This is a genomic window from Lysobacter hankyongensis (genome assembly GCF_039543145.1).
Lineage (GTDB): Bacteria > Pseudomonadota > Gammaproteobacteria > Xanthomonadales > Xanthomonadaceae > Lysobacter_I > Lysobacter_I hankyongensis.
Window position 1 is genome coordinate 86,694 of sequence record NZ_BAABJE010000001.1, and the last position, 19,647, is coordinate 106,340.

General features: G+C 68.9%; 18 protein-coding genes and 1 pseudogene. 6 read left to right on the plus strand and 13 right to left on the minus strand.

Annotated elements, in window-relative coordinates; all coding sequences use genetic code 11:
* The first annotated feature begins 38 nt into the window (after nucleotides 1-38).
* Entirely contained in the window at nucleotides 39-866 is an 828-nt protein-coding gene (locus ABD974_RS00390) for an SDR family NAD(P)-dependent oxidoreductase (protein ID WP_345301292.1), read from the plus strand.
* Between the two features lie 27 nt (nucleotides 867-893).
* Here the strand turns inward: ABD974_RS00390 and ABD974_RS00395 are convergent, their stop codons facing one another.
* The 6 genes from ABD974_RS00395 to trpB form a co-directional block, all read right to left on the minus strand.
* Nucleotides 894-1,307, minus strand: a complete 414-nt coding sequence (locus ABD974_RS00395; protein WP_345301293.1) for a hypothetical protein — start codon at nucleotides 1,305-1,307, stop codon at nucleotides 894-896.
* A gap of 235 nt (nucleotides 1,308-1,542) precedes the next feature.
* Nucleotides 1,543-2,484: an isopenicillin N synthase family dioxygenase gene (locus tag ABD974_RS00400; protein ID WP_345301294.1), complete on the minus strand. Its 942-nt coding sequence runs from the start codon at nucleotides 2,482-2,484 to the stop codon at nucleotides 1,543-1,545.
* A 185-nt stretch (nucleotides 2,485-2,669) separates the two neighbouring features.
* The gene (glmM, locus tag ABD974_RS00405) at nucleotides 2,670-4,040 is read right to left on the minus strand and encodes a phosphoglucosamine mutase (RefSeq protein WP_345301295.1); all 1,371 of its coding nucleotides are present in this window, start codon (nucleotides 4,038-4,040) and stop codon (nucleotides 2,670-2,672) included.
* Nucleotides 4,041-4,487: 447 nt separating this feature from the next.
* Nucleotides 4,488-5,378: an acetyl-CoA carboxylase, carboxyltransferase subunit beta gene (gene accD, locus ABD974_RS00410; RefSeq protein ID WP_345301296.1), complete on the minus strand. Its 891-nt coding sequence runs from the start codon at nucleotides 5,376-5,378 to the stop codon at nucleotides 4,488-4,490.
* 111 nt (nucleotides 5,379-5,489) lie between these two features.
* Nucleotides 5,490-6,293, minus strand: a complete 804-nt coding sequence (gene trpA, locus ABD974_RS00415) for a tryptophan synthase subunit alpha (protein WP_345301297.1) — start codon at nucleotides 6,291-6,293, stop codon at nucleotides 5,490-5,492.
* A 90-nt stretch (nucleotides 6,294-6,383) separates the two neighbouring features.
* Entirely contained in the window at nucleotides 6,384-7,610 is a 1,227-nt protein-coding gene (gene trpB / locus ABD974_RS00420) for a tryptophan synthase subunit beta (protein ID WP_345301298.1), read from the minus strand.
* A 106-nt stretch (nucleotides 7,611-7,716) separates the two neighbouring features.
* Between trpB and ABD974_RS00425 the strand changes: the two genes are divergently transcribed.
* On the plus strand, nucleotides 7,717-8,619 hold the full coding sequence (locus tag ABD974_RS00425) for a LysR family transcriptional regulator (protein WP_345301299.1): 903 nt from the start codon (nucleotides 7,717-7,719) through the stop codon (nucleotides 8,617-8,619).
* Nucleotides 8,620-8,696: 77 nt separating this feature from the next.
* On the opposite strand, the gene ABD974_RS00430 is transcribed toward ABD974_RS00425, so the two are convergent.
* The 6 genes and pseudogenes from ABD974_RS00430 to prmB all read right to left on the minus strand — a co-directional run.
* Entirely contained in the window at nucleotides 8,697-9,371 is a 675-nt protein-coding gene (locus ABD974_RS00430; protein ID WP_345301926.1) for a phosphoribosylanthranilate isomerase, read from the minus strand.
* A 1-nt stretch (nucleotide 9,372) separates the two neighbouring features.
* Nucleotides 9,373-10,164, minus strand: coding sequence for a tRNA pseudouridine(38-40) synthase TruA (gene truA / locus ABD974_RS00435; RefSeq protein ID WP_345301300.1), 792 nt, complete (start codon nucleotides 10,162-10,164; stop codon nucleotides 9,373-9,375).
* A gap of 26 nt (nucleotides 10,165-10,190) precedes the next feature.
* Nucleotides 10,191-12,005: a type IV pilus assembly protein FimV gene (locus tag ABD974_RS00440; RefSeq protein ID WP_425562603.1), complete on the minus strand. Its 1,815-nt coding sequence runs from the start codon at nucleotides 12,003-12,005 to the stop codon at nucleotides 10,191-10,193.
* A gap of 108 nt (nucleotides 12,006-12,113) precedes the next feature.
* Entirely contained in the window at nucleotides 12,114-13,130 is a 1,017-nt protein-coding gene (locus tag ABD974_RS00445) for an aspartate-semialdehyde dehydrogenase (protein WP_345301302.1), read from the minus strand.
* A gap of 147 nt (nucleotides 13,131-13,277) precedes the next feature.
* The gene (aroC, locus tag ABD974_RS00450; RefSeq protein WP_345301303.1) at nucleotides 13,278-14,402 is read right to left on the minus strand and encodes a chorismate synthase; all 1,125 of its coding nucleotides are present in this window, start codon (nucleotides 14,400-14,402) and stop codon (nucleotides 13,278-13,280) included.
* A gap of 76 nt (nucleotides 14,403-14,478) precedes the next feature.
* Nucleotides 14,479-15,390: pseudogene (gene prmB, locus ABD974_RS00455) on the minus strand (50S ribosomal protein L3 N(5)-glutamine methyltransferase); the annotation flags it as partial.
* Between the two features lie 125 nt (nucleotides 15,391-15,515).
* Here prmB and ABD974_RS00460 point away from each other — a divergent pair.
* The 3 genes from ABD974_RS00460 to ABD974_RS00470 all read left to right on the plus strand — a co-directional run bounded on the left by ABD974_RS00460 (nucleotide 15,516) and on the right by ABD974_RS00470 (nucleotide 17,476).
* Complete coding sequence (locus ABD974_RS00460) at nucleotides 15,516-16,157, plus strand: SCO family protein (RefSeq protein ID WP_345301304.1); 642 nt, start codon at nucleotides 15,516-15,518, stop codon at nucleotides 16,155-16,157.
* Entirely contained in the window at nucleotides 16,157-17,014 is an 858-nt protein-coding gene (asd, locus tag ABD974_RS00465; protein ID WP_345301927.1) for an archaetidylserine decarboxylase, read from the plus strand. The genes ABD974_RS00460 and asd overlap by 1 nt, the downstream gene beginning before the upstream one ends.
* 204 nt (nucleotides 17,015-17,218) lie before the next feature.
* Complete coding sequence (locus ABD974_RS00470; RefSeq protein ID WP_345301305.1) at nucleotides 17,219-17,476, plus strand: hypothetical protein; 258 nt, start codon at nucleotides 17,219-17,221, stop codon at nucleotides 17,474-17,476.
* A gap of 47 nt (nucleotides 17,477-17,523) precedes the next feature.
* Here the strand turns inward: ABD974_RS00470 and ABD974_RS00475 are convergent, their stop codons facing one another.
* Nucleotides 17,524-18,453 (minus strand): AraC family transcriptional regulator, encoded by a 930-nt coding sequence (locus tag ABD974_RS00475; RefSeq protein WP_345301306.1) that lies wholly within the window; start codon nucleotides 18,451-18,453, stop codon nucleotides 17,524-17,526.
* Between the two features lie 170 nt (nucleotides 18,454-18,623).
* Here ABD974_RS00475 and ABD974_RS00480 point away from each other — a divergent pair, with 170 nt between their 5' ends.
* On the plus strand, nucleotides 18,624-19,637 hold the full coding sequence (locus tag ABD974_RS00480; RefSeq protein ID WP_345301307.1) for an aldo/keto reductase: 1,014 nt from the start codon (nucleotides 18,624-18,626) through the stop codon (nucleotides 19,635-19,637).
* Nucleotides 19,638-19,647 lie beyond the last annotated feature (10 nt).

The following is a 19,647-nucleotide window of genomic DNA, read 5'->3' on the forward strand; positions in this document are numbered from 1 at the left end:
TGCGGGTATGCTGGCGGCCCCGGACACGAGAGCACGGAATGACTCCGAAGACATCGCCTGAGACATCGCCGAAAACATCGGGATATGCGCTGGTGACCGGCGCTTCCAGCGGCATCGGTGCCGCGATCGCGCGCGAATACGCCAACCGCGGCGTACCGCTGATCCTGACCGCGCGACGGATCGAACGGCTGGAATCGCTGGCGATCGAGCTCGGGACGAAAGTCGATGTGGTGGTGCTGGCGGCCGATCTGGCCGACCCGGGGGCGCCGGCGGCGCTGCACGCGGAGATCGTGGCACGCGGGCTGCACGTGGCGCACCTGGTGAACAATGCCGGCTACGGCGTGCCGGGCCGCTACCTGTCGTCCGACTGGCGCACCCATGCCGAGTTCCTGCAGGTGATGGTCGCCGCCGTCTGCGAACTGACCCATCGTTTCCTGCCGGCAATGGAGGCCGCGGGCCATGGCCGGATCGTCAACGTGGCCTCGCTCGCCGGGCTGGTGCCGGCTTCTGCGGGACACACACTGTACGGGGCGGCGAAGAGTTTCCTGATCCGTTTCTCGGAATCGCTGGCGCTGGAAGTGGCGGAACGCGGCGTGCATGTCTGCGCGCTGTGTCCGGGCTTCACCTACACCGAATTCCACGACGTCAACGGCATGCGCGAACGGGTTTCGAAGCTGCCGAAGCTGCTGTGGCTGGACGCGGATCAGGTCGCCCGCATCGGTCTGGACGCGGTGGAACGCGGCCGGACGCGATGCATCACCGGCGGCGCCAACCGTTTCATCGCCGTCCTGTCGAAATATCTTCCCGACGGGCTGGCGCGGGCGCTGGTGGCCAGCCGCAGCAAGGAGTTCCGCGACGCGGACTGAACTCCGGGGCCCGGGACGACCCGACGATCAGGCTTTCCCTGGCGGCGCCAGCACGGACATGACCCAGCCGACCAGCGCGCCCGACAGGGCCGCGACCGCGCCGACGGCGACCGCGATCCCGAGTTCGAAAGGCCATAGATTGTGCGACGTCGGATCGACGGCGATGTCCCAGAGCAGCTTGCCGAGTACCGCGGCGGGCACGCCGGCGCCCGCCGCGAAGGTGGCCGCGAAGATGCCGAGGCGCAACCGCCAGCGCGCGATCATCGCCGCGAAACCCACGATCCACAGGCCGATGCCGTAGAGCGCGCCGGGCAGTTCGTGCCCCAGATCGATCCGTGCGGCATAGGGAATGAGCACCGCGACCGTACTGACCGCCGCGATCGCGAGGACGAAGGAACGCACCGGCGCCGCGTCGCGGGTCCGATAGACAGGTTTGTGCATGGGAGCGACTCGGCGGGGGAGACCCACTGTGGCATGGTTCGCCCGATCGTGCCGGCCCGATCATGCCGGCCGCATCGATGGATGGCGCGATGAACGCTCACGGACATCCCGGTTCATCCGTCTCCCGTACGCACGAAAGCCGCCTCACGGCGGCCTTCGGACATGGCGATCGAATCCCGGGGCGATCATCCGGATGAGATCACCCGGAGAGATCGCCCGGAGAGATCGCCCAAGATCAGATGAGCTTGATTTCGCGCAGCCGTTCCTCGAGATAGCCCTGGGCCGTGATCGGCTCGGGGTAACGGCTCGGGTTGTCCGCGGTCACGCAGCCCGGCAGCACGTCGATCAGGAAATCGGGATTCGGGTGCAGGAAGAACGGCGTGGAATAGCGCGGCTTCCGTGCCTGCTCGCCCGGCGGGTTGACCACGCGATGGGTGGTCGACGGATACACATGATTGGTGAGCCGCTGCAGCATGTCGCCGATGTTGACCACGATGGTGTCGGCGTGGGAGGTGAACGGCACCCATTCGCCCTGCTTCGATTTCACTTCCAGACCGGCGGCGCTGGCGCCGACCAGCAGCGTGATCAGGTTGATGTCTTCGTGCGCGCCGGCGCGGACGTTCGGAATGTCGTCGGCGGTGATCGGCGGATAGTGGATCGGGCGCAGGATGGAGTTGCCGTTGTCGGTCTTGTCCGCGAAATAGCGCTCGGGCAGGCCGATGTGCAGCGCCAGCGCCGACAGCACGCGGGAGCCCAGCGCATCGAGCGCGTCATACAGCGCGAGCGCGCGTTCGCGGAATTCGGGCACTTCCTCCGGCCACACGTTCGCAGGCATCACATCGGCGTATTTCGGATCGCGGACTTCACGGCCGACGTGCCAGAACTCCTTGAGATCGAAATGCTTCGAGTCCTTCGCGGTCTCCACCCCGAACGGGGTATAGCCGCGGGCGCCGCCGCCGCCGGGGATGTGATAACGCTTCTTCACGTCATCGGGCAGAGCGAAGAAACGGACGAAGGCGTCGTACGCACCGTCGATCAGATCCTGGGAAATGCCGTGACCGCGAATGCCGGCGAATCCCCATTCGCGGTAAGCCGCACCGAGTTCGGCGACGAAGGCATCGCGATCCGTGTCGAAACGCTGGATGTCGAGGGTCGGAATATTGGGCTGCGTGCTCATGTCGTCTGTCGTCCTGGAAACGTGTCGTCTGGAATGGGTCGAGTGTGGGCCCGGCGATTATCGCCGAAGGGCACCGATTGCGGGCAGCGCCCGAGGCACCGACCGCGGGCACCGCGGTCGACGTTCTGCGATATTCTCGAAGGCGGCGTTGGCTGAGGTCTTGATCGCGATCAATCGATTCGCGCTCAGACCGCGGCGCGGACCGCCGCAGCGAGCCGGTCGAGGGTGGTCTGCATCAGGGCCGCATCGTCGGCTTCCACGGTCACCCGCACCACGGGCTCGGTCCCCGAGGGCCGCAGGAACGCACGGCCCCTGCCCTGCACCGCCGCCTGCGCCTCGGCCAACGCAGCCTTCACGCTGTCCGCTTCGGCCGGACGACTGCCGGCGGCGACCTTCACGTTGATTGTCTTCTGCGGCACCTTGGCGAACCCGGCCAGCACCTGCTGCAGGCGCAAACCGCGTCGACGCAGCACTTCCAGCACCTGCAGGGCACTGATGATGCCGTCGCCGGAACTCACCCGATCCAGGCACAGCAGATGCCCCGAGGTCTCGCCGCCGAGCGTACCGCCGTGCTCCAGCAGCGCCTGATGCACGTAGCGGTCGCCGACCCTGGTCCGCAGGAATTCGATGCCGCGCTCGGCGAAGGCGCGCTCCAGTCCGTAATTGGTCATCAGCGTGCCGACCACCGGGCCGCGCAGACGGCCATCGAGCTGCCAGTCGGTGGCGAGGACGTAGAGCAGATCGTCGCCGTCGCGCACCTGGCCATCGCTGTCGACGAACATCACCCGATCGCCGTCGCCGTCGAAGGCGATGCCGAGGTCGGCGCCGGTCTCGCGGACGCGGGCCACCAGGGCTTCGGGATGGGTGGAGCCGACGCCGTCGTTGATGTTGACGCCGTTCGGATCGACGCCGATGGCCTCGACCCGGGCACCCAACTCGCGCAGCACCAGCGGGCCGATCTGATAGGTCGCGCCGTGCGCGCAGTCGACCACGATGCGCATGCCGCCGAGATCGAAGCGGCGCGCGACCGATCCCTTGCAGGCTTCCACGTATCGACCGATGGCGTCGCGCGTGCGCACCGCCTTGCCCAGCTGATCCGAGGGCACCGTGCTGAAAGGTTGGTCCAGCGCGGCCTCGATCGCCAGCTCGGTGGCGTCGTCGAGCTTCTCGCCTTCGGCCGAGAAGAACTTGATGCCGTTGTCGTAATGCGGGTTGTGCGACGCGCTGATGACGATCCCGCCGTCGGCGCCGAGCGAACGCGTGAGGTGAGAGACCGCCGGTGTCGGCATCGGCCCCATCAACTGCACGTCGACGCCGGCCGCGACCAGTCCGGCTTCCAGCGCGGCTTCGAACATGTAGTTCGAGATCCGGGTGTCCTTGCCGATCACCACCAGCGGCTTGCGCCACTGCCCGCCGCGCGCCGGATCCGGATGCCCGCCCGCCGCGTGCAGCGCATGGCCGTAGGCGTTGCCCAGACGCAGCACGAAGTCCGCGGAAATCGGGCCTTCGCCCACGCGCCCCCGGATGCCGTCGGTACCGAAATATCTGCGTGTCATTCTTTTCTGTTTCCTCGTGCCGGGCCGTCGGGGGCCTTCTGTAAAAACCATTTCACACATTTCGCGGCCGGGTCCGCTGCATCGCCATAACGGAAAAAACTCATGTCACTGGCCACAGGCGGAAACATCCGACCTCATGTATCGAATGCAGTCGCAATGCGCGGAACGACGGTTCGCGCATCGTCGCGCGAGCCGCTCGAACGAGAATGCGGAATCACCGAAGCCACCGCGCTCGCGATCAACACGGTCTTCCTGCACATCGGCGGGCTCGTTCGTCGCGGAAGGGATCCCATGGCGCGGGCACGGGAAAAGCCCGGCGTTCGTCCGCAACCGCGGATCTCCGCGAAAGGATGCGTGAAAGGATTCCGCGCGGCGTACCCGCGCGGAATCGGGTTCCGGCGACCCGGGCTTGGCCCGGGAAGATCAGGCAACGCGCGTCGGGCTGTTTCAGCTTTCCACCACGGCATCGTCTTCCGGCTGCGGCTGGCGCATCAGCAGCGCGACCAGATGCGCGATGCGTTCGCGCAGTTCGCGGCGGTCGCAGATCTGGTCGATCACGCCATGTTCGAGCAGGAACTCGGGGCGCTGGAAGCCTTCCGGAAGCGTTTCGCGCACAGTCTGCTCGATCACGCGCGGACCCGCGAAACCGATCAGCGCGCCGGGCTCGGCCATGTTGATGTCGCCGAGCATCGCGAAGGAGGCGGACACGCCACCGGTGGTCGGATGGGTCATCACCGAGATGTACGGCAGACCGGCGGCGCGCAGGCGCCCCAGCGCCGCGGAGGTCTTGGCCATCTGCATCAGCGAGAACAGGCTCTCGTGCATGCGCGCACCGCCGCTGGCGGAGAAGCACACGAAGGGCGCGCCGAGATCGCGCGCGCGCTCGACGCCGCGGGCGAAGCGCTCGCCCACCACCGAACCCATCGAACCGCCCATGAAGGCGAAATCGAAGGCACCGGCGACGATCGGACGGGTGCGCAGCGCGCCTTCCAGGACGACCAGTGCGTCGCGCTCGCCGGTGGACTTCTGCGCGGCCTTGATGCGATCGGAGTATTTCTTCTGGTCCTTGAACTTCAGGACGTCGGTCGGCCCCAGCTCCGGCGCGATTTCGATGCCGGTGCCCTCGTCGAGAAAGGCGCGGAGACGGGCGCGGGCGCGGATCGGCCTGTGGAACGCGCATTTCGGACAGACCTCGAGGTTGTCCTCCAGCTCCTGCCGGTACAACACCCCACCACACCCGTCGCACTTCTCCCACAGACCTTCGGGAACGCTGCGTTTACGGGCGGCTCCGCTTTCCGTGCGGATGCGAACGGGCATCAGTTTTTTCAGCCAGGACATGCGTTCGGGTGTCTTCGTCGTCGTTCGGCCGGATGGCCGCAAGTACGAGTCTAGCAAGACTCCATGGCGAGGGCCGTCCAGTGGCGTATGCCGGCCCGCCCCGGGACGGGCTCATCCCGCGTCCAGCGCCGCCCGCAGCGGGGCCAGGAAGGCCGAGGCCCGGGCCGCGGCGTCGCCGGTGTCCGCCGCCTCGGCCAATGCCGCGACCAGGGCGCTGCCGACCACCACGCCCTCGGCCGAGCGCGCCATCGCGGCCGCACTGGCGGCGTCCTTGATCCCGAAACCGGCCACCACCGGCACCCCGGCACGGGCGCGGATCGTGGCCAGATGCCCGCTGGCGTCGCCGGTATCGAGCCGATCGGCACCGGTGACCCCGGCATAGCTGACGTAATAGAGATAGCCCTCGGCATCGGCGCACAGACGGTCGAGGCGCGCGTCCGGAGTGGTCGGCGATGCCAGCAGGATCAGCGACAGCCCATGCGCCCGCATCGCGATGCGCAGGTCGTCGGCCTCTTCCGGCGGCAGGTCGACCAGCAGCAGACCGTCGACGCCGGCCGCCGCCGCTTCTTCGGCGAAGCGCGCATAACCGCGGATCTCGACCGGGTTGAGATACCCCATCAGCACGACCGGCGTCTCGGCGTCGTCCGCCCGGAACTCGCGCACGGCCTGCAGCACGAAGGTCAGTCCGGCGCCGCGGGCCAACGCGCGCTCCGAGCTGCGCTGGATGGTCGGGCCATCGGCCATCGGATCGGAGAACGGGACGCCGAGTTCGATCACGTCGGCACCGGCGGCGACCAGCGCGCGCATCACCGGCACGGTGGCCTCCCGCGAAGGATCGCCGGCGGTGACGAAGGGCACCAGCGCCTTGCGGCCGGCGGATTTCAGTTGCGCGAAACGGGTGTCGATGCGGTTCATGCGTTCTTCGAATAGGGTGCGCCCTGGCGCACCGCGTTTGGTATGAGATCCGGATTCATCGGTGCGCCGAAATGCATCCCATGGAATCACTCAAAACACGATGCCTTCGCGCGCGGCGACGGTATGCACGTCCTTGTCGCCACGGCCGGACAGATTGCACAGCACCAGGCCATCCTTCGGCAGTTCGCGCGCCAGCTTCATCGCCTGGGCGACGGCGTGCGCGGATTCCAGCGCCGGCAGGATGCCCTCGGTGCGCGCGAGCAGATGGAAGGCCTCCATCGCCTCGGCGTCGGTGATGCCGAGATAATCGGCGCGGCCGCGATCCTTCAGGAACGCGTGCTCGGGGCCGACGCCGGGGTAATCGAGACCCGCGGAAATCGAGTGGGTCTCGATGATCTGGCCGTCGTCGTCGCACAGCACGTACGTGCGGTTGCCGTGCAGCACGCCCGGACGGCCGGCGGCCAGCGACGCCGCGTGGTGGCCGCTGGCGATGCCCTCGCCCGCCGCTTCGGCGCCGACCAGGCGCACGCCGGCATCGTTGAGAAAGGCGTGGAAAATGCCGATGGCGTTGCTGCCGCCGCCGACGCAGGCGGTGATCACGTCCGGCAGACGACCGTAATCGGCCAGCATCTGCGCGCGCGCTTCGCGGCCGACGACGGCGTTGAAGTCGCGGACCATGCGCGGATACGGGTCGGGACCGGCGACGGTGCCGATGATGTAGAACGTGTCGTGCACGTTCGTCACCCAGTCGCGCATCGCTTCGTTCAACGCATCCTTCAGCGTGGCCGAACCGCTGGTGACCGGCACGACCTTCGCGCCGAGCAGCTTCATCCGGTAGACGTTGATCTTCTGGCGCTCGATGTCGGTCGCGCCCATGTACACGACGCATTCCAGCCCGAGCCGCGCGGCGACCGTGGCGCTGGCCACGCCGTGCTGGCCGGCGCCGGTCTCGGCGATGATCCGCGGCTTGCCCATGCGGCTGGCGAGCAGCGCCTGACCGATGGTGTTGTTGATCTTGTGCGCGCCGGTATGGTTCAGGTCTTCGCGCTTGAGCAGGATGCGCGCGCCGCCAACATGGGCGCTCAACCGCTCGGCGTGATAGATCGGACTCGGGCGGCCGACGTAATGCTTCAGATCGCGATCGAATTCGGCGATGAACGCCGGATCGACGCGGGCGGCATCGTAGGCCGCGGCCAGTTCCTGCAGCGGGCCGATCAGGGTCTCGGCGACGAAACGGCCGCCGAAGCGGTCGAAGTGCCCCTCGGCATTCGGAAAGGCGTTGAAATCGGTCCGGGAGTCGGGCGTGTGATCGAGCATGGCGGCGTTGGCGTGGTCGAGCGGCGGCGATGCTTCAGTTTATCGCAGGGCTGCAGCGCACAACTGATATAAAATCAATCGAATCCGTTACCAAAACTCACAGGTCATGAGCCGAAGCCTGCCGCCGCTGAACGCCCTGCGCGCCTTCGAGGCCGTGGCCCGGCTCGAAAGCGTCAGCCGCGCCGCCGACGAACTGCACGTCACCCACGGCGCGGTCAGCCGGCAGCTGCGGGCGCTGGAAGACGCCGTGGGCGCAGCGCTGTTCGTCCGCCAAGGCCGCGGGGTGGCGTTGACCCCGCTCGGCCACCGCCTGCACGGCGCGGCCGCGGCCGCTTTCGACCCCTTGCGCGCGGCCTGGACCGAACTGCGCCGCGGGCCACAGCAGGCGCCGCTGGTGCTGGGCTGCCCGGGCAGCGTGCTGGCGCGATGGATGATCCCGCGGCTGGACCGGTTGGCGCGCGAGCGACCGGAGCTGCAACTGCATCTGTCCGCCAGCGAAAGCGCGCCCGACGCGCGACTCGGCGGCCTGGACGCCGCGCTGATGATAGCGTCGCCGCCGTGGCCGCAGGACTGGCAGGTGCATGTCCTCGCCCCGGAACGGATCGGCCCGGTCGTCGGCCCGCGCTGGCCCGGAGCCGAATCGCTGCACGGCGCGCCGCCGCAGGCGCTCGCAGCCCATGCGCTGCTGCACACCGCCTCGCGGCCGCAGGCCTGGCGCGACTGGGCCGTGCGCGTCGGGCTGGAGGCCGAGGGCCTGCGCATGGGCACCGGTTTCGATCATCTCTACTACCTGCTGGAAGCCGCGGTCGCGGGCCTGGGCATCGCCATCGCGCCGGAACCACTGGTCGCGGACGACATCGCCACCGGACGGCTGCTGGCGCCGTGGGGCTTCGTCGAAACCGACGCGCAGTGGGTACTGTGCGCGCCGAAACGCAGCGCGAGCCCCAAGATCGGGCAACTCGCGGACTGGCTGCGGCAGGCGCTGGGCTCTTCGCAGGAGCGGCTTTAGCCGCGAGCTTTTGGCCTGAAGCCAAGGTACGTCATAACGCTGCGCGCGAAAGCGAAAGCTCGGGCCTGAAGGCCCTCCTACAAAGCGTCGTGCGTCGCGATTGTTCCGACGGCGGCATCCGCACGTCGCACGGCTTCCACGAAGCGGTGCATCTTCGCAGCATCCTTCTCGCCCGGCGCGGATTCAATCCCGCTGGAGACATCCACGCCCCAGCAGTACGTTGCGCGGATCGCTTCGAACACGTTGTCCGGGTGCAGGCCGCCGGCGAGCAGCCAAGGGCGCGGGCAGTCGCGCGGAATCCGCGTCCAGTCGAAGGCGTGGCCGCTGCCGCCGACCTGCCCTGCCGCGTGACTGTCGAACAGGAAACCGGTCGCACGCGCGTAGCGCGCGCCGAGGTCGTCGGCGCGGGCGCCCTCGCCGCCCATCGCGACGGCCTTGAGGTACGGCAGGCCGAACGATGCGCAGAACGCGTCGTCCTCGTCGCCGTGGAACTGCAGGATCGTCGGGCGCACGGTGTCGATCACCTCGCGCACGGTCGCCGCATCGTTGTCCATGAACAGCGCAACGCTGGCGACGAAGGGATCTAGCGCTTCGCGCAGCGGCGCGACCTGCGCGGGCGAGACGCGGCGCTTGCTGCGCTCGGCGAACACGAAGCCAACGGCATCGACGCCGAGCGCGCAGGCGACGGCCACGTCTTCGATACGGGTCAATCCGCAGAACTTGATGCGCGTGCGGCGCGGCAAGCGGTTCACGTCAGACATCGAACCGCACCTCGTCCGGCAACGGCCAGTCGCGGGGATAGCGCGGGCCGACGAATACCAGTCCCTGCGCCGGCGCGGTCGGCCCGGCGAGCGTGCGATCGCGGCCTTCCAGCACATCGACGATCCACGCTTCCGGCCGCTCGCCCGCGCCCACTTCCAGCAGCGAACCGACCATGTTGCGGACCTGGTGATGCAGGAACGCATTGGCCTGCACGGTGAAACTCACGATGTCGCCATCGCGCGTCACGTCCAGCCGCTGCAGTTCCCGCCGCGCGTGCGCGGCTTGGCAATGCACGGTGCGGAACGCTTCGAAATCGCGCTCGCCCAGCAACTGCTGCGCAGCGCGATGCATGGCGTCCACGTCCAGCGGGCGGCGCTCCCAGGCCAGCCACTGGCGACCCAGCGCCGGACGCACCTGATGATTGAGCAGGCGATAGCGATAGCGCCGCGCGCGTGCGGAAAACCGCGCGCTGAAATCGTCGTCGACCGGTGCGCACCAGCGGATGCGCATCGACGGCGGCAACCGCGAGGTGGTGCCGAGCACCCAGGCGCGTGGCGTGCGCGACGCATCGCTGTCGAAATGCACGACCTGGCATTCGGCGTGGACACCGGCATCGGTCCGGCCGGCGCAGATGGTTTCGACCGGATGCGCGGCGACGCCGCTCAGTGCCTCTTCCAGCGTCGCCTGCAGCGTGGCCGGGCCACCGGATTCGCCGTGCGCGGTGAGGCGCTGCCAGCCGTGGAATTCGCTGCCGTCGTATTCGACGCCGAGGGCGTAACGCATCCCGTGGTCCCGCGCCGTCGCCGGCGTCAGCCGAGATCCTGCAGCAGCCGCTCCGCTTCGCGGCGCACGTCGACGCTGTCGCCGCGGGTGGCCACTTCCTGCAGCAGGCTGCGCGCGGTGTCGCGGTCGCCCATGTCGAGATAGGCCTTGGCCAGATCCAGCCGTCCCTGTCCGGGCGGCGAGGCGTTCAGCGGCGCCACGTCGACGCCACCGGCATGCCAGGTGGGCACGCCGCGGGACGGAGGCGCGGGCTTCGGCGCCTCCGGCTCGGCCGGTTTCGCAAGCCGGTTCCACGCCGGCTCCGCCGGTTCGCCCGGAATGTCATCGACGAATGCGGGCGCTTCGGCCGCGTCGGCGTTGTCCGTCCCGGCAGCGTCCTGGATTTTCGGGACGGCCGCGGCGAGACGTTCGGTATCGCGCGGAGGCACGACCGTCACGACGGGCGCTGCGCGACGCCGCAACCACCACACCGCGAGCAGCGCCACCAGCACCAGACCGGCCGCGATCCCGATCCACGGGCCGAGGCCGGACACGGTCGCGGCCGGCGGCGTCGCGGCCTGGCTGGTCGCCAGCTTCTGCTGCGCCGCGGCCAATTCGCTGTCCTTCATCGACAGCAGTTCGTTCTGCTTCTGCTGCAGTTGTTCCAGCTCGGCGACGCGCGCCTTCAGCTCCTGCACTTCGGCTTCCCGCGCGGCCAGCGTTTCTTTGCTCTGCTGGAGTTCCTGTTGTCGCAACATGTCGCCCTCACCGCCGGCGCTCACGCCGGATCGCGTGCCCGCCCGCTTCGCGTCGTTCGCGGAGGGCGGCACAATTTCAAGTCGCGCCTGCGCGGTCGCGCGGGCGTTGCGCGGACCGCCCGCAGTCGTGGCGGCAGTCGTGGCGGCAGGCGTCGCGGCGGCATCGCCGGCCGGCGTACCGACCACCGCCGGCGGCTGCGGCAGCGCGCGGCCGGCGCCGCGCCACTGGGCGGCCTGTTCGCGCACCACCACCGCGGCTTCGTCGGGCGTGTAGCTGCCGATGACGTTCGCGTCGGGAATGCGCAGCACCGCGCCGGCCTTGAGCCGGTTGGCGTTGCCGCCGATGAAGGCTTCGGGATTCGCGCGCAGCAGCGCGAGGATGGTCTGGTCGAGGCTGAAACCACGATCCAGGTCGGCGGCGATGCTGCCCAGGGTTTCGCCCGGACGGACGGTGCGGGTCTCGCCGCCGGGCAGGATGTCGATCGGCGCCGCGGTCGCGGCCACCGGCACGGCCGGTTCAGGCACCACGGACTCCGGCGGCAGCGGGATGGGCATCGGCGCTGGCGACGACAGGGGGTCGGTCGGCGTCGATGCGGTCTGCTCGCCCGGCCGCAGCGGAACCGGTGTCGGCGCCGGGGCTTCGAGGGGATTGGCCGGCGGCGGGTCCGGCAAACGGACCACGGTGTTGCCGGGATCGACCGTCGCTTCCTGGATGGGCGGCTGCGCCGGCGCCGCGGCGGTCTGCGGCGTGTCCAGCAGGGCCGAATACTCGCGAACCAGTCGACCCTGGCCCCAGTCGACTTCCAGCAGGAAGGTGAGCAGGGGCTGCTCGACCGGCGCGGCGCTGGTAACCCGGATGACCGGGCGGCCGCGGGCGTCGAGAGCGACCGCGAACTGCAGATTGGAGACGATGCCCTGTGGGGCCGACAAGCCGACGCGGGCGAAGGTTTCGGGCGAGGCCAGCCGTGCCTGCAGCATCTCCAGTTCGGCCGGATCGTTGGAAATGACCGGGATTTCCGCCAGCAGCGGCTGGTCGCGTTGGGACAGCACCCGGATCTGGCCCAGCCCGAGCGCCCACGCCGACAGCGGCGACAACAAGGCCACCACTGCCAGTAACGCGCTAACTGTGATCCGCAAGTGTTTGATCACGCTTGTCCCCAGAGCCAACCCGGAGACTCTAGCCATCTGTCCCCGGGTTCGCAACGGTCGGCCTCAGCCCTCGGCCGCTACGAGTTCGGCGATCTGCACCGCGTTGAGCGCGGCGCCCTTGCGAATGTTGTCGGAGACGATCCACAGATTGATCGCCCGCGGATGCGAGAAATCGTCGCGGATACGGCCCACGTAGACCGGATCGCGGCCCGAGGCGTGGCTGACCGGGGTCGGATACCCGCCCGCCCTGCGCTCATCCACGATCTCCACGCCCGGCGCGGTCGACAGCAGCGTGCGGACCTCGTCGGCGGTGATCTTCTCGCGGGTCTCGACGTTCACCGCCTCGGAATGGCCGTAGAACACCGGCACCCGGACTGCGGTCGGATTCACCTGGATGTTCTGGTCGCCGAGGATCTTGCGTGTCTCCCAGACCAGCTTCATCTCTTCCTTGGTGAAACCGTTGTCGAGGAAATCGTCGATGTGCGGGATCAGGTTGAACGCGATCTGCGCCTGGAAGCGCTGCGGCTCGATATCCTGGAAATTCAGCAGCGCCGCGGTCTGCCGGCCGAGTTCTTCGAGACCGGAACGGCCGGCGCCGGAGACCGACTGATAGGTCGCGACGTTGATGCGCTCGATCCCGGCCTTGCGGTGGATCGGGCCCAGCGCGACCACCATCTGCATGGTCGAACAGTTCGGATTGGCGATGATGCCGCGCGGCCGCTGCTTCGCCGCCTCCGGGTTCACTTCGCTGACCACCAGCGGCACGTCGTCGTCGTAACGGAAAGCCGAGGAGTTGTCGATCACCACCGCACCGGCGGCGGCGAATTTCGGCGCGTATTCCTTCGAGATCGAACCGCCGGCCGAGAACAGCGCGATGTCCACGCCGGCCGGATCGAACGTGGCCAGATCGCGCACCATCACTTCGTCGTCGCCGAACTTCACGTACTCGCCGGCCGAACGTTCGCTCGCCAGCGCCACGATCTCGCCCACCGGGAATTTGCGCTCGGCGAGGATCGACAGCATCACCTCGCCCACGGCGCCCGTCGCGCCGACCACCGCCACCTTGAATTGCCTGCTCATTTCGAATGCCCTTGTCTGTTGTAGGAGCGCCGGAAGGCGCGACAACCGGTCGGGATCCGGTCGCGCCTTCCGGCGCTCCTACGAGAATGATGGATGCTTTCGGTGCGGCGCGTCGCTGCCTGTGGGGGCGAAACCGGCGACGGGCCGCTATCGTTTCGCGTCTTTGTCGGTGGTCGCGGGAATTCGCGGCGAAACCTCGCCGACATCGCCGCACTGCGCGCGATGGCGCAGCGCCTGGTCCATCAGCACCAGCGCCATCATCGCCTCGCAGATGGGCGTGGCGCGGATGCCGACGCAGGGGTCGTGGCGGCCGGTGGTGACGACTTCTACTTCCTCGCCCAGCACGTTCAGACCGCGCCCGGGCAGGCGCAGGCTGGACGTCGGCTTGAACGCGACCGAGCACACGACCTGCTGGCCGCTGCTGATGCCGCCGAGGATGCCGCCGGCGTGGTTCGACAGGAACCCGTCGCGGGTCATCTCGTCGCGATGGAACGAGCCCTTCTGCGCGACCGAGGCGAAACCGTCGCCGATCTCCACGCCCTTCACGGCGTTGATCGACATCATCGCCGCGGCGAGATCGCCGTCGAGCTTGCCGTAGATCGGTTCGCCCCAACCCGGCGGCACGCCGTCGGCGACCACGGTGACGCGTGCGCCGACCGAATCGCCGGACTTGCGCAGCGCGTCCATGTAGGTTTCGAGCGCCGGGACCTGGGCTTCGATCGGCCAGAAGAACGGATTGCCCTCGACGGCGTTCCAGTCGAACGCACCAAGATGTTCATCAGGACGCAGTTCGCCGAGCTGCGACAGATGGCCGCGCACGGTCACGCCGTAACGCTCGGCCAGCCATTTCTTCGCGATCACCGCCGCGGCCACGCGCATCGTGGTTTCGCGCGCGCTGCTGCGCCCGCCGCCGCGCGGATCGCGATGGCCGTACTTCTGCCAGTAGGTGTAATCGGCGTGCGCCGGGCGGAACTGCGCGGCGATCTTGTTGTAGTCCTTGCTGCGCGCGTCGGTGTTGCGGATCAGCAGCGCGATCGGCGTGCCGGTGGTGCAGCCTTCGTACACACCGCTGAGGATCTCGACCGCGTCGGTCTCGTGTCGCTGCGAAGTGTGTCGGCTGCGCCCGGTGGCGCGACGTTCGAGATCCTGGGCGAATTCGTCTTCGGAAATCGCCAGCCCCGGCGGGCAACCGTCGATCACGCAACCGATCGCCGGTCCGTGCGATTCGCCGAACGTGGTGACGCGGAGCAGATGGCCGAAACTGTTGCTCACGCGCCGGGCCTCAGAACAAGCCGGCGGCAGCCGGCGCGGACGTGGATGCCGCCTCGGCGCCACGCAGCGCGGGGTCGCGGGCATCGGCGAGTTGGCGGATGCGGGCGTGGCAAGTCATCAGATCGCGGCGTTCGACCACGAAAACCCCCATCTGGCCGACCTTGAACTCGACCCAGGCCAGCGGCAGTTCCGGCAGCAGGTGGTTGAGCGCGCGCTCGGACTCGCCGACTTCGCAGATCAGCAGACCGTCCTCGGTCAGGTGCAGCGGGGCGTCGCGGAGAATCCGCAGCGCCAGATCCAGGCCGTCGTCGCCGGCGCGCAGGCCGAGTTCGGGCTCGTAGGAATATTCCTTCGGCAGCGCGTCGGTCTCGTCATTGGTGACGTAGGGCGGATTGGTGACGATCAGATCGTAATGCTCGCCCTGCAGGCCGCCGAACAGATCCGATTTCAGGAAGCGGACGTTCTCGGCATGCAGGCGGGCCTTGTTCTCGGCCGAGAGCGCCAATGCGTCGTCGCTGATGTCGACACCGTCGACGTGCCAGTCGGGATTGTGGTGGCCCATCGCGATCGCAATGCAGCCCGAGCCGGTGCACAGATCGAGCGCGCGGCGGACTTGGCGGCCGCCCAGCCACGGCTCGAAGCCGGATTCGATCAGCTCGGCGATCGGCGAACGCGGCACCAGGGCGCGGGCGTCGGTCTTGAAGCTCAGGCCGGCGAACCAGGCCTCGCCGGTGAGGTAGGCGGCGGGCATGCGTTCCTCGATCCGGCGCAGGAACAGCTTCAGCACGTCTTCCTTCTCCGCCAGCGTGACCCGCGACTGGCCGTAGACCGGCGGCAGATCGTGCGGCAGATGCAGGGCGTGGAGGACCAGTTGGGTCGCCTCGTCGAGGGCGTTGTCGTAACTGTGGCCGAAGGTCAGCCCGGCGGCGTTGAAACGGCTGGCCCCGTACCGGATCAGGTCGATGATCGTCTGCAACTCGTCGGTCATGGCGGGGTACGGGTCCGGGTGCCGGGCCGGCCAGCGGGCCGGCGTGTGTGGGGGTGACCGCGAAGTATAGCGGTCGCGCGGTTATCATGGCCGCACCTTGAGGGATCTCCTGCGAACCGACCGCGATGTTCAACCGCACCACCCTTCTGATCCTCCTGGTCGCGCTGGCGACCGGCGCCGGCCTGCTCACGGCCGAATACGTCTTCAATCGCCGGTCAGCCGCGGGCCCCGAGCTGCAGACGGTGCGCCGGCTCTCGACCCCGCGGGAACTGCCGGCATTTACCCTGCAGCAGTCCGACCGCACCCCGCTGGTGCCCGGCGAACTGCGCGGGCACTGGACCGTGGTCTTCATCGGTTTCACGTTCTGCCCGGATGTCTGCCCGACCACCCTGTCCGAGATGGCGCAGGCCCAGAAACAGTGGGAAACGCTGCCGGAAACCACCCGCCCGCGGGTGCTGTTCGTCTCGATCGATCCGGAGCGCGACACCATCGAGAAGCTCGGCGAATACGCCCACGGCTTCCACAAGGACACCCTGGCCGCCACCGCCGACATCCCGTCGCTGGAGGCGTTCGCCAAATCGCTGTCGCTGGTCTTCGCCAAGGTGCCGCTGGGCGACGACGCCCCGGCCGACCAGTACACCATGGACCATTCCGCCACCCTGATCGTGCTCGACCCGCAGGGGCGCATGGCGGGCATCATCCAGCCGCCGCTGAGACCCAGGGCCATCGCCGAGGACCTGATCGCCCTCACCACGGCAGGCAAATGATGGGACTCGTCACCACCCTCACCTACGTGCTGCCGCACCGCCTGCTGTCGTCGCTGGCCCGTCGCCTCGCCTATTCGCGCAATCGCGCGGTGAAGCAATGGCTGATCGATATCGTGACCCGCAAATTCGGGGTGGACCTGTCCGAGGCCGCGGAACCCGATCCGCGCGCCTACCCCACCTTCAACGCCTTCTTCACCCGCGCGCTGAAGCCGGATGCCCGCCTGCCCGACCCCGACCCGCGCAGTCTGCTGATGCCGGCCGACGGCCACATCAGCCAGTGCGGGCCGATCGAGCCCCTGGGCAACGGCGACGGCCGCATCTTCCAGGCCAAGGGCCAGTCCTTCACCGCCGCCGAGCTGCTGGGCGACGCGGACGCCGCGGCGCCGTTCGCCGACGGCCTGTTCGCGACGGTCTATCTCTCGCCGCGCGACTACCACCGCGTGCACATGCCCTGGGCCGGCACCCTGCGCGAAACCGTGCATGTGCCCGGGCGGCTCTTCAGCGTCGGCACCGACGCCGTCGCCTCGGTGCCGGGGCTGTTCGCGCGCAACGAACGCCTGGTCTGCCATTTCGACACCGACTTCGGCCCGATGTGCCTGGTGATGGTCGGCGCGCTGCTGGTGTCCGGCGTCGAAACGGTGTGGAGCGGCGTGGAGATTCCCGCCTACGGCGACCGCATCGCGCGCAAGGACTATCGCGGCCAGGGCATCGCCCTCGACCGCTTCGCCGAGATGGCGCGCTTCAATTACGGCTCCACCGTGATCGTGCTGTTGCCGAAGCATGCGGCGGCGCTGTCGTCCGACCTGCGACCGGAACTGCCCGTGCGCCTCGGTCAGCGACTCGCGGGCGTGAACTGAGTCGCACATCGCGACGCCCGTGTGTGATCGTGTGCGCGGGTTGCGCACAACCCTGTCAGTTGTGACAGCCGCGGCGGCATTGATCCCGCGGCGCGGCATCACGTAAGTTGATCGCAGGCATCGCCATGCGATGCCGCCAAGGACCGCGGCGCACGCCGCGAACGGCATGCTCCGGATGCGGAGCGCACAGACAGGGAGCGCAGCATGAGCCGTACTGGCAAGATCGCCGTCATCGACCTCGAACAATGCGCGGTCGCGATCCGCACCGCCGAAGGCGAGTACACCGTCGTCGAAATCGACCCGAACTGGACGGTGCAGGTCGGCGACACCATCGGCTGGGACAACGACGAAGGCCTCGGCTTCGAGACGTACCGCAACGAAAGCAAGGGCAGCGACTGCGACGTGTTCGTGCAGAACCATTACGTCGGTGAAAAAGCGATGCGGCTGCAGTTCCCGGGCTGAGCCATCGGGATCCGCCGCCTGAACCCGGCGCGTTCAGCCGGGCACGTTCAGTCCGGCGCGCGCGCCGTGGCCGCGTCGCGTCGCGGCGGCGCGCCGAACAGCCGGCGGTATTCGCGACTGAAATGCGACGGGCTCTCGTAGCCCACGCGATGCGCGGCGGCCGCGGCTTCGAGGCCGTCCGAGAGCATCAGCCGCCGCGCCTCCTGCAGCCGCAACCGCTTCTGGAACTGCAGCGGCGACATCGCGGTGACTTCGCGGAAGCGCTCGTACAGCGACGATGCGCTCATGTGCGCGGCTTCCGCGAGCGCTTCGATCCGCAGGGGCTCGGCATAACGTTCGCGCAACAGCGCGATCGCACGCCCCACGCGCCGTGCCTGTCCGTCGCTGCGGCACAGCGCGCGCAACTGCGGGCCCAGCGCACCGGTCAGCAGGCGGAAATGGATCTCGCGCATGGCCAGCGGCGCCAGCACCGGCGCGGCATCGGGTTCATCGGCCAGCCGGACCAGACGCAGCGCGGCATCCAGCAGCGCCGGCGACGTCTCGGCGACCAGCAGCGCCCGACCCGGCGCGGAGTCCCCGGGCGCATCCTCCTCGACCTGCGACGACAGCGCTTCGACGATCCGTGGATCCAGATCGATGCGCAGGCAGAGATAGGGCCGCGCGGATGAGGCTTCGATGATGCGACCGGTGATCGGCAGACTGGTCGACACGATCAGACAGTGCATGGGATCGTAGACGTAGGTCGCGCCGTCGAACAGCGCATGCTTGCGCCCCTGCACGACGATGCAGACCGACGGGTCATAGACCGCCGGCAAGGGTTGCGAGGGCGCGCTCGCGCGGATCACGGCGGCGCCGGCCACGGGCGTGTCGTGAACCCCGTCTCCGCCGCCGATTCGGGCAAGCCTCGCCGCCAGTTCCGCGAGCGCGGGAGCGCGGTCGCGGAACTCCGGAGCGGCGATGGAAGCGATGGATGGCATGGCGATTCCCGGACAAAGCGCGATGGTCCGCATTATGCGCATCGCGGTTCGCACGCGGGACAGCCGGGGTGCGGCGCGGAGGATCGGGCAAGGATCGGCGAGATTCGCGCCAACGCTGCAGGGAACCGCGCAGTAAGGTGATCGCATCCCCCGCGCACCGGAGTTTCCGCATGAACACCGCTCTTCCCCGCCGTACTCTGGGCCGCCATGGCCCCGTCGTTTCCGCACTCGGCCTCGGCTGCATGGGCATGTCCGATTTCTACGGCCCCAGCGAAACATCGACCAATCTCGCCGTCCTCCATCACGCGCTGGACATCGGCGTGAATTTCCTCGACACCGCCGACATGTACGGCGTCGGCGCCGAGGGCATGGGCGAGAACGAACGCCTGCTGGCCGAGGTGCTGCGCACACGCCGCGACGAGGTCGTGCTCGCGACCAAGTTCGGCAATGTCCGCGGCGCCGATGGTGCGTTCATCGGCGTGGACGGCCGCCCCGAATACGTCGCGGCCGCCTGCGACGCCAGCCTGCGCCGGCTCGGCGTGGACCACATCGACCTGTACTACCAGCATCGCGTCGACCGCACGGTGCCGATCGAGGACACCGTGGGCGCGATGGCGCGACTCGTGGAGGCCGGCAAGGTGCGGCATCTCGGCCTGTCCGAAGCATCGGCGGCGACCCTGCGCCGGGCCGCGGCGGTCCATCCGATCGCCGCGCTGCAGACCGAATATTCGCTGTGGACCCGCGACGTGGAGGCGGAGATCCTGCCGACGTGCCGGGAACTGGGCATCGGCTTCGTCGCCTACAGCCCGCTGGGCCGCGGCTTCCTCACCGGCGCCTTCGCCGGCAGCGGCGCCCTGGCGGAGAACGACTGGCGCCGGAGCAACCCGCGCTTCCAGGGCGACAACGCCGACCGCAACCGCGCCCTGGTCGACGCGCTGTCCGCGATCGCCCTGGCGCGCGACTGCACGCCGGCGCAACTCGCGCTGGCGTGGCTGCTGGATCGCGGCGAGGACATCGTGCCGATCCCCGGCACCCGCCGCATCGCACGGCTCGACGAGAACGCGGCGGCGGCGCGGATCGCGCTGAGCGCCGGCGAGCGCACGGCGATCGACGCGGCCCTGGCCGCCCATGCGGTCGCAGGGACGCGCTACCCGGAAGCATCGATGGGCACGCTCGACGGTTGAACCCGCGGCG

Excerpts from the sequence above, each read along its gene's own strand:
- trpA (WP_345301297.1), bottom strand. The coding sequence starts at position 6,293 with ATGAACCGCATCGACACCCGTTTCGCGCAACTGAAATCCGCCGGCCGC.
- ABD974_RS00425 (WP_345301299.1), top strand. The coding sequence starts at position 7,717 with ATGAGCCGAAGCCTGCCGCCGCTGAACGCCCTGCGCGCCTTCGAGGCC.
- asd (WP_345301927.1), top strand. The coding sequence starts at position 16,157 with ATGGGACTCGTCACCACCCTCACCTACGTGCTGCCGCACCGCCTGCTG.
- ABD974_RS00470 (WP_345301305.1), top strand. The coding sequence starts at position 17,219 with ATGAGCCGTACTGGCAAGATCGCCGTCATCGACCTCGAACAATGCGCG.
- truA (WP_345301300.1), bottom strand. The coding sequence starts at position 10,164 with ATGCGTTACGCCCTCGGCGTCGAATACGACGGCAGCGAATTCCACGGC.
- ABD974_RS00475 (WP_345301306.1), bottom strand. The coding sequence starts at position 18,453 with ATGCCATCCATCGCTTCCATCGCCGCTCCGGAGTTCCGCGACCGCGCT.
- ABD974_RS00460 (WP_345301304.1), top strand. The coding sequence starts at position 15,516 with ATGTTCAACCGCACCACCCTTCTGATCCTCCTGGTCGCGCTGGCGACC.
- trpB (WP_345301298.1), bottom strand. The coding sequence starts at position 7,610 with ATGCTCGATCACACGCCCGACTCCCGGACCGATTTCAACGCCTTTCCG.
- ABD974_RS00395 (WP_345301293.1), bottom strand. The coding sequence starts at position 1,307 with ATGCACAAACCTGTCTATCGGACCCGCGACGCGGCGCCGGTGCGTTCC.
- accD (WP_345301296.1), bottom strand. The coding sequence starts at position 5,378 with ATGTCCTGGCTGAAAAAACTGATGCCCGTTCGCATCCGCACGGAAAGC.
- glmM (WP_345301295.1), bottom strand. The coding sequence starts at position 4,040 with ATGACACGCAGATATTTCGGTACCGACGGCATCCGGGGGCGCGTGGGC.
- ABD974_RS00400 (WP_345301294.1), bottom strand. The coding sequence starts at position 2,484 with ATGAGCACGCAGCCCAATATTCCGACCCTCGACATCCAGCGTTTCGAC.
- ABD974_RS00480 (WP_345301307.1), top strand. The coding sequence starts at position 18,624 with ATGAACACCGCTCTTCCCCGCCGTACTCTGGGCCGCCATGGCCCCGTC.
- ABD974_RS00445 (WP_345301302.1), bottom strand. The coding sequence starts at position 13,130 with ATGAGCAGGCAATTCAAGGTGGCGGTGGTCGGCGCGACGGGCGCCGTG.
- ABD974_RS00390 (WP_345301292.1), top strand. The coding sequence starts at position 39 with ATGACTCCGAAGACATCGCCTGAGACATCGCCGAAAACATCGGGATAT.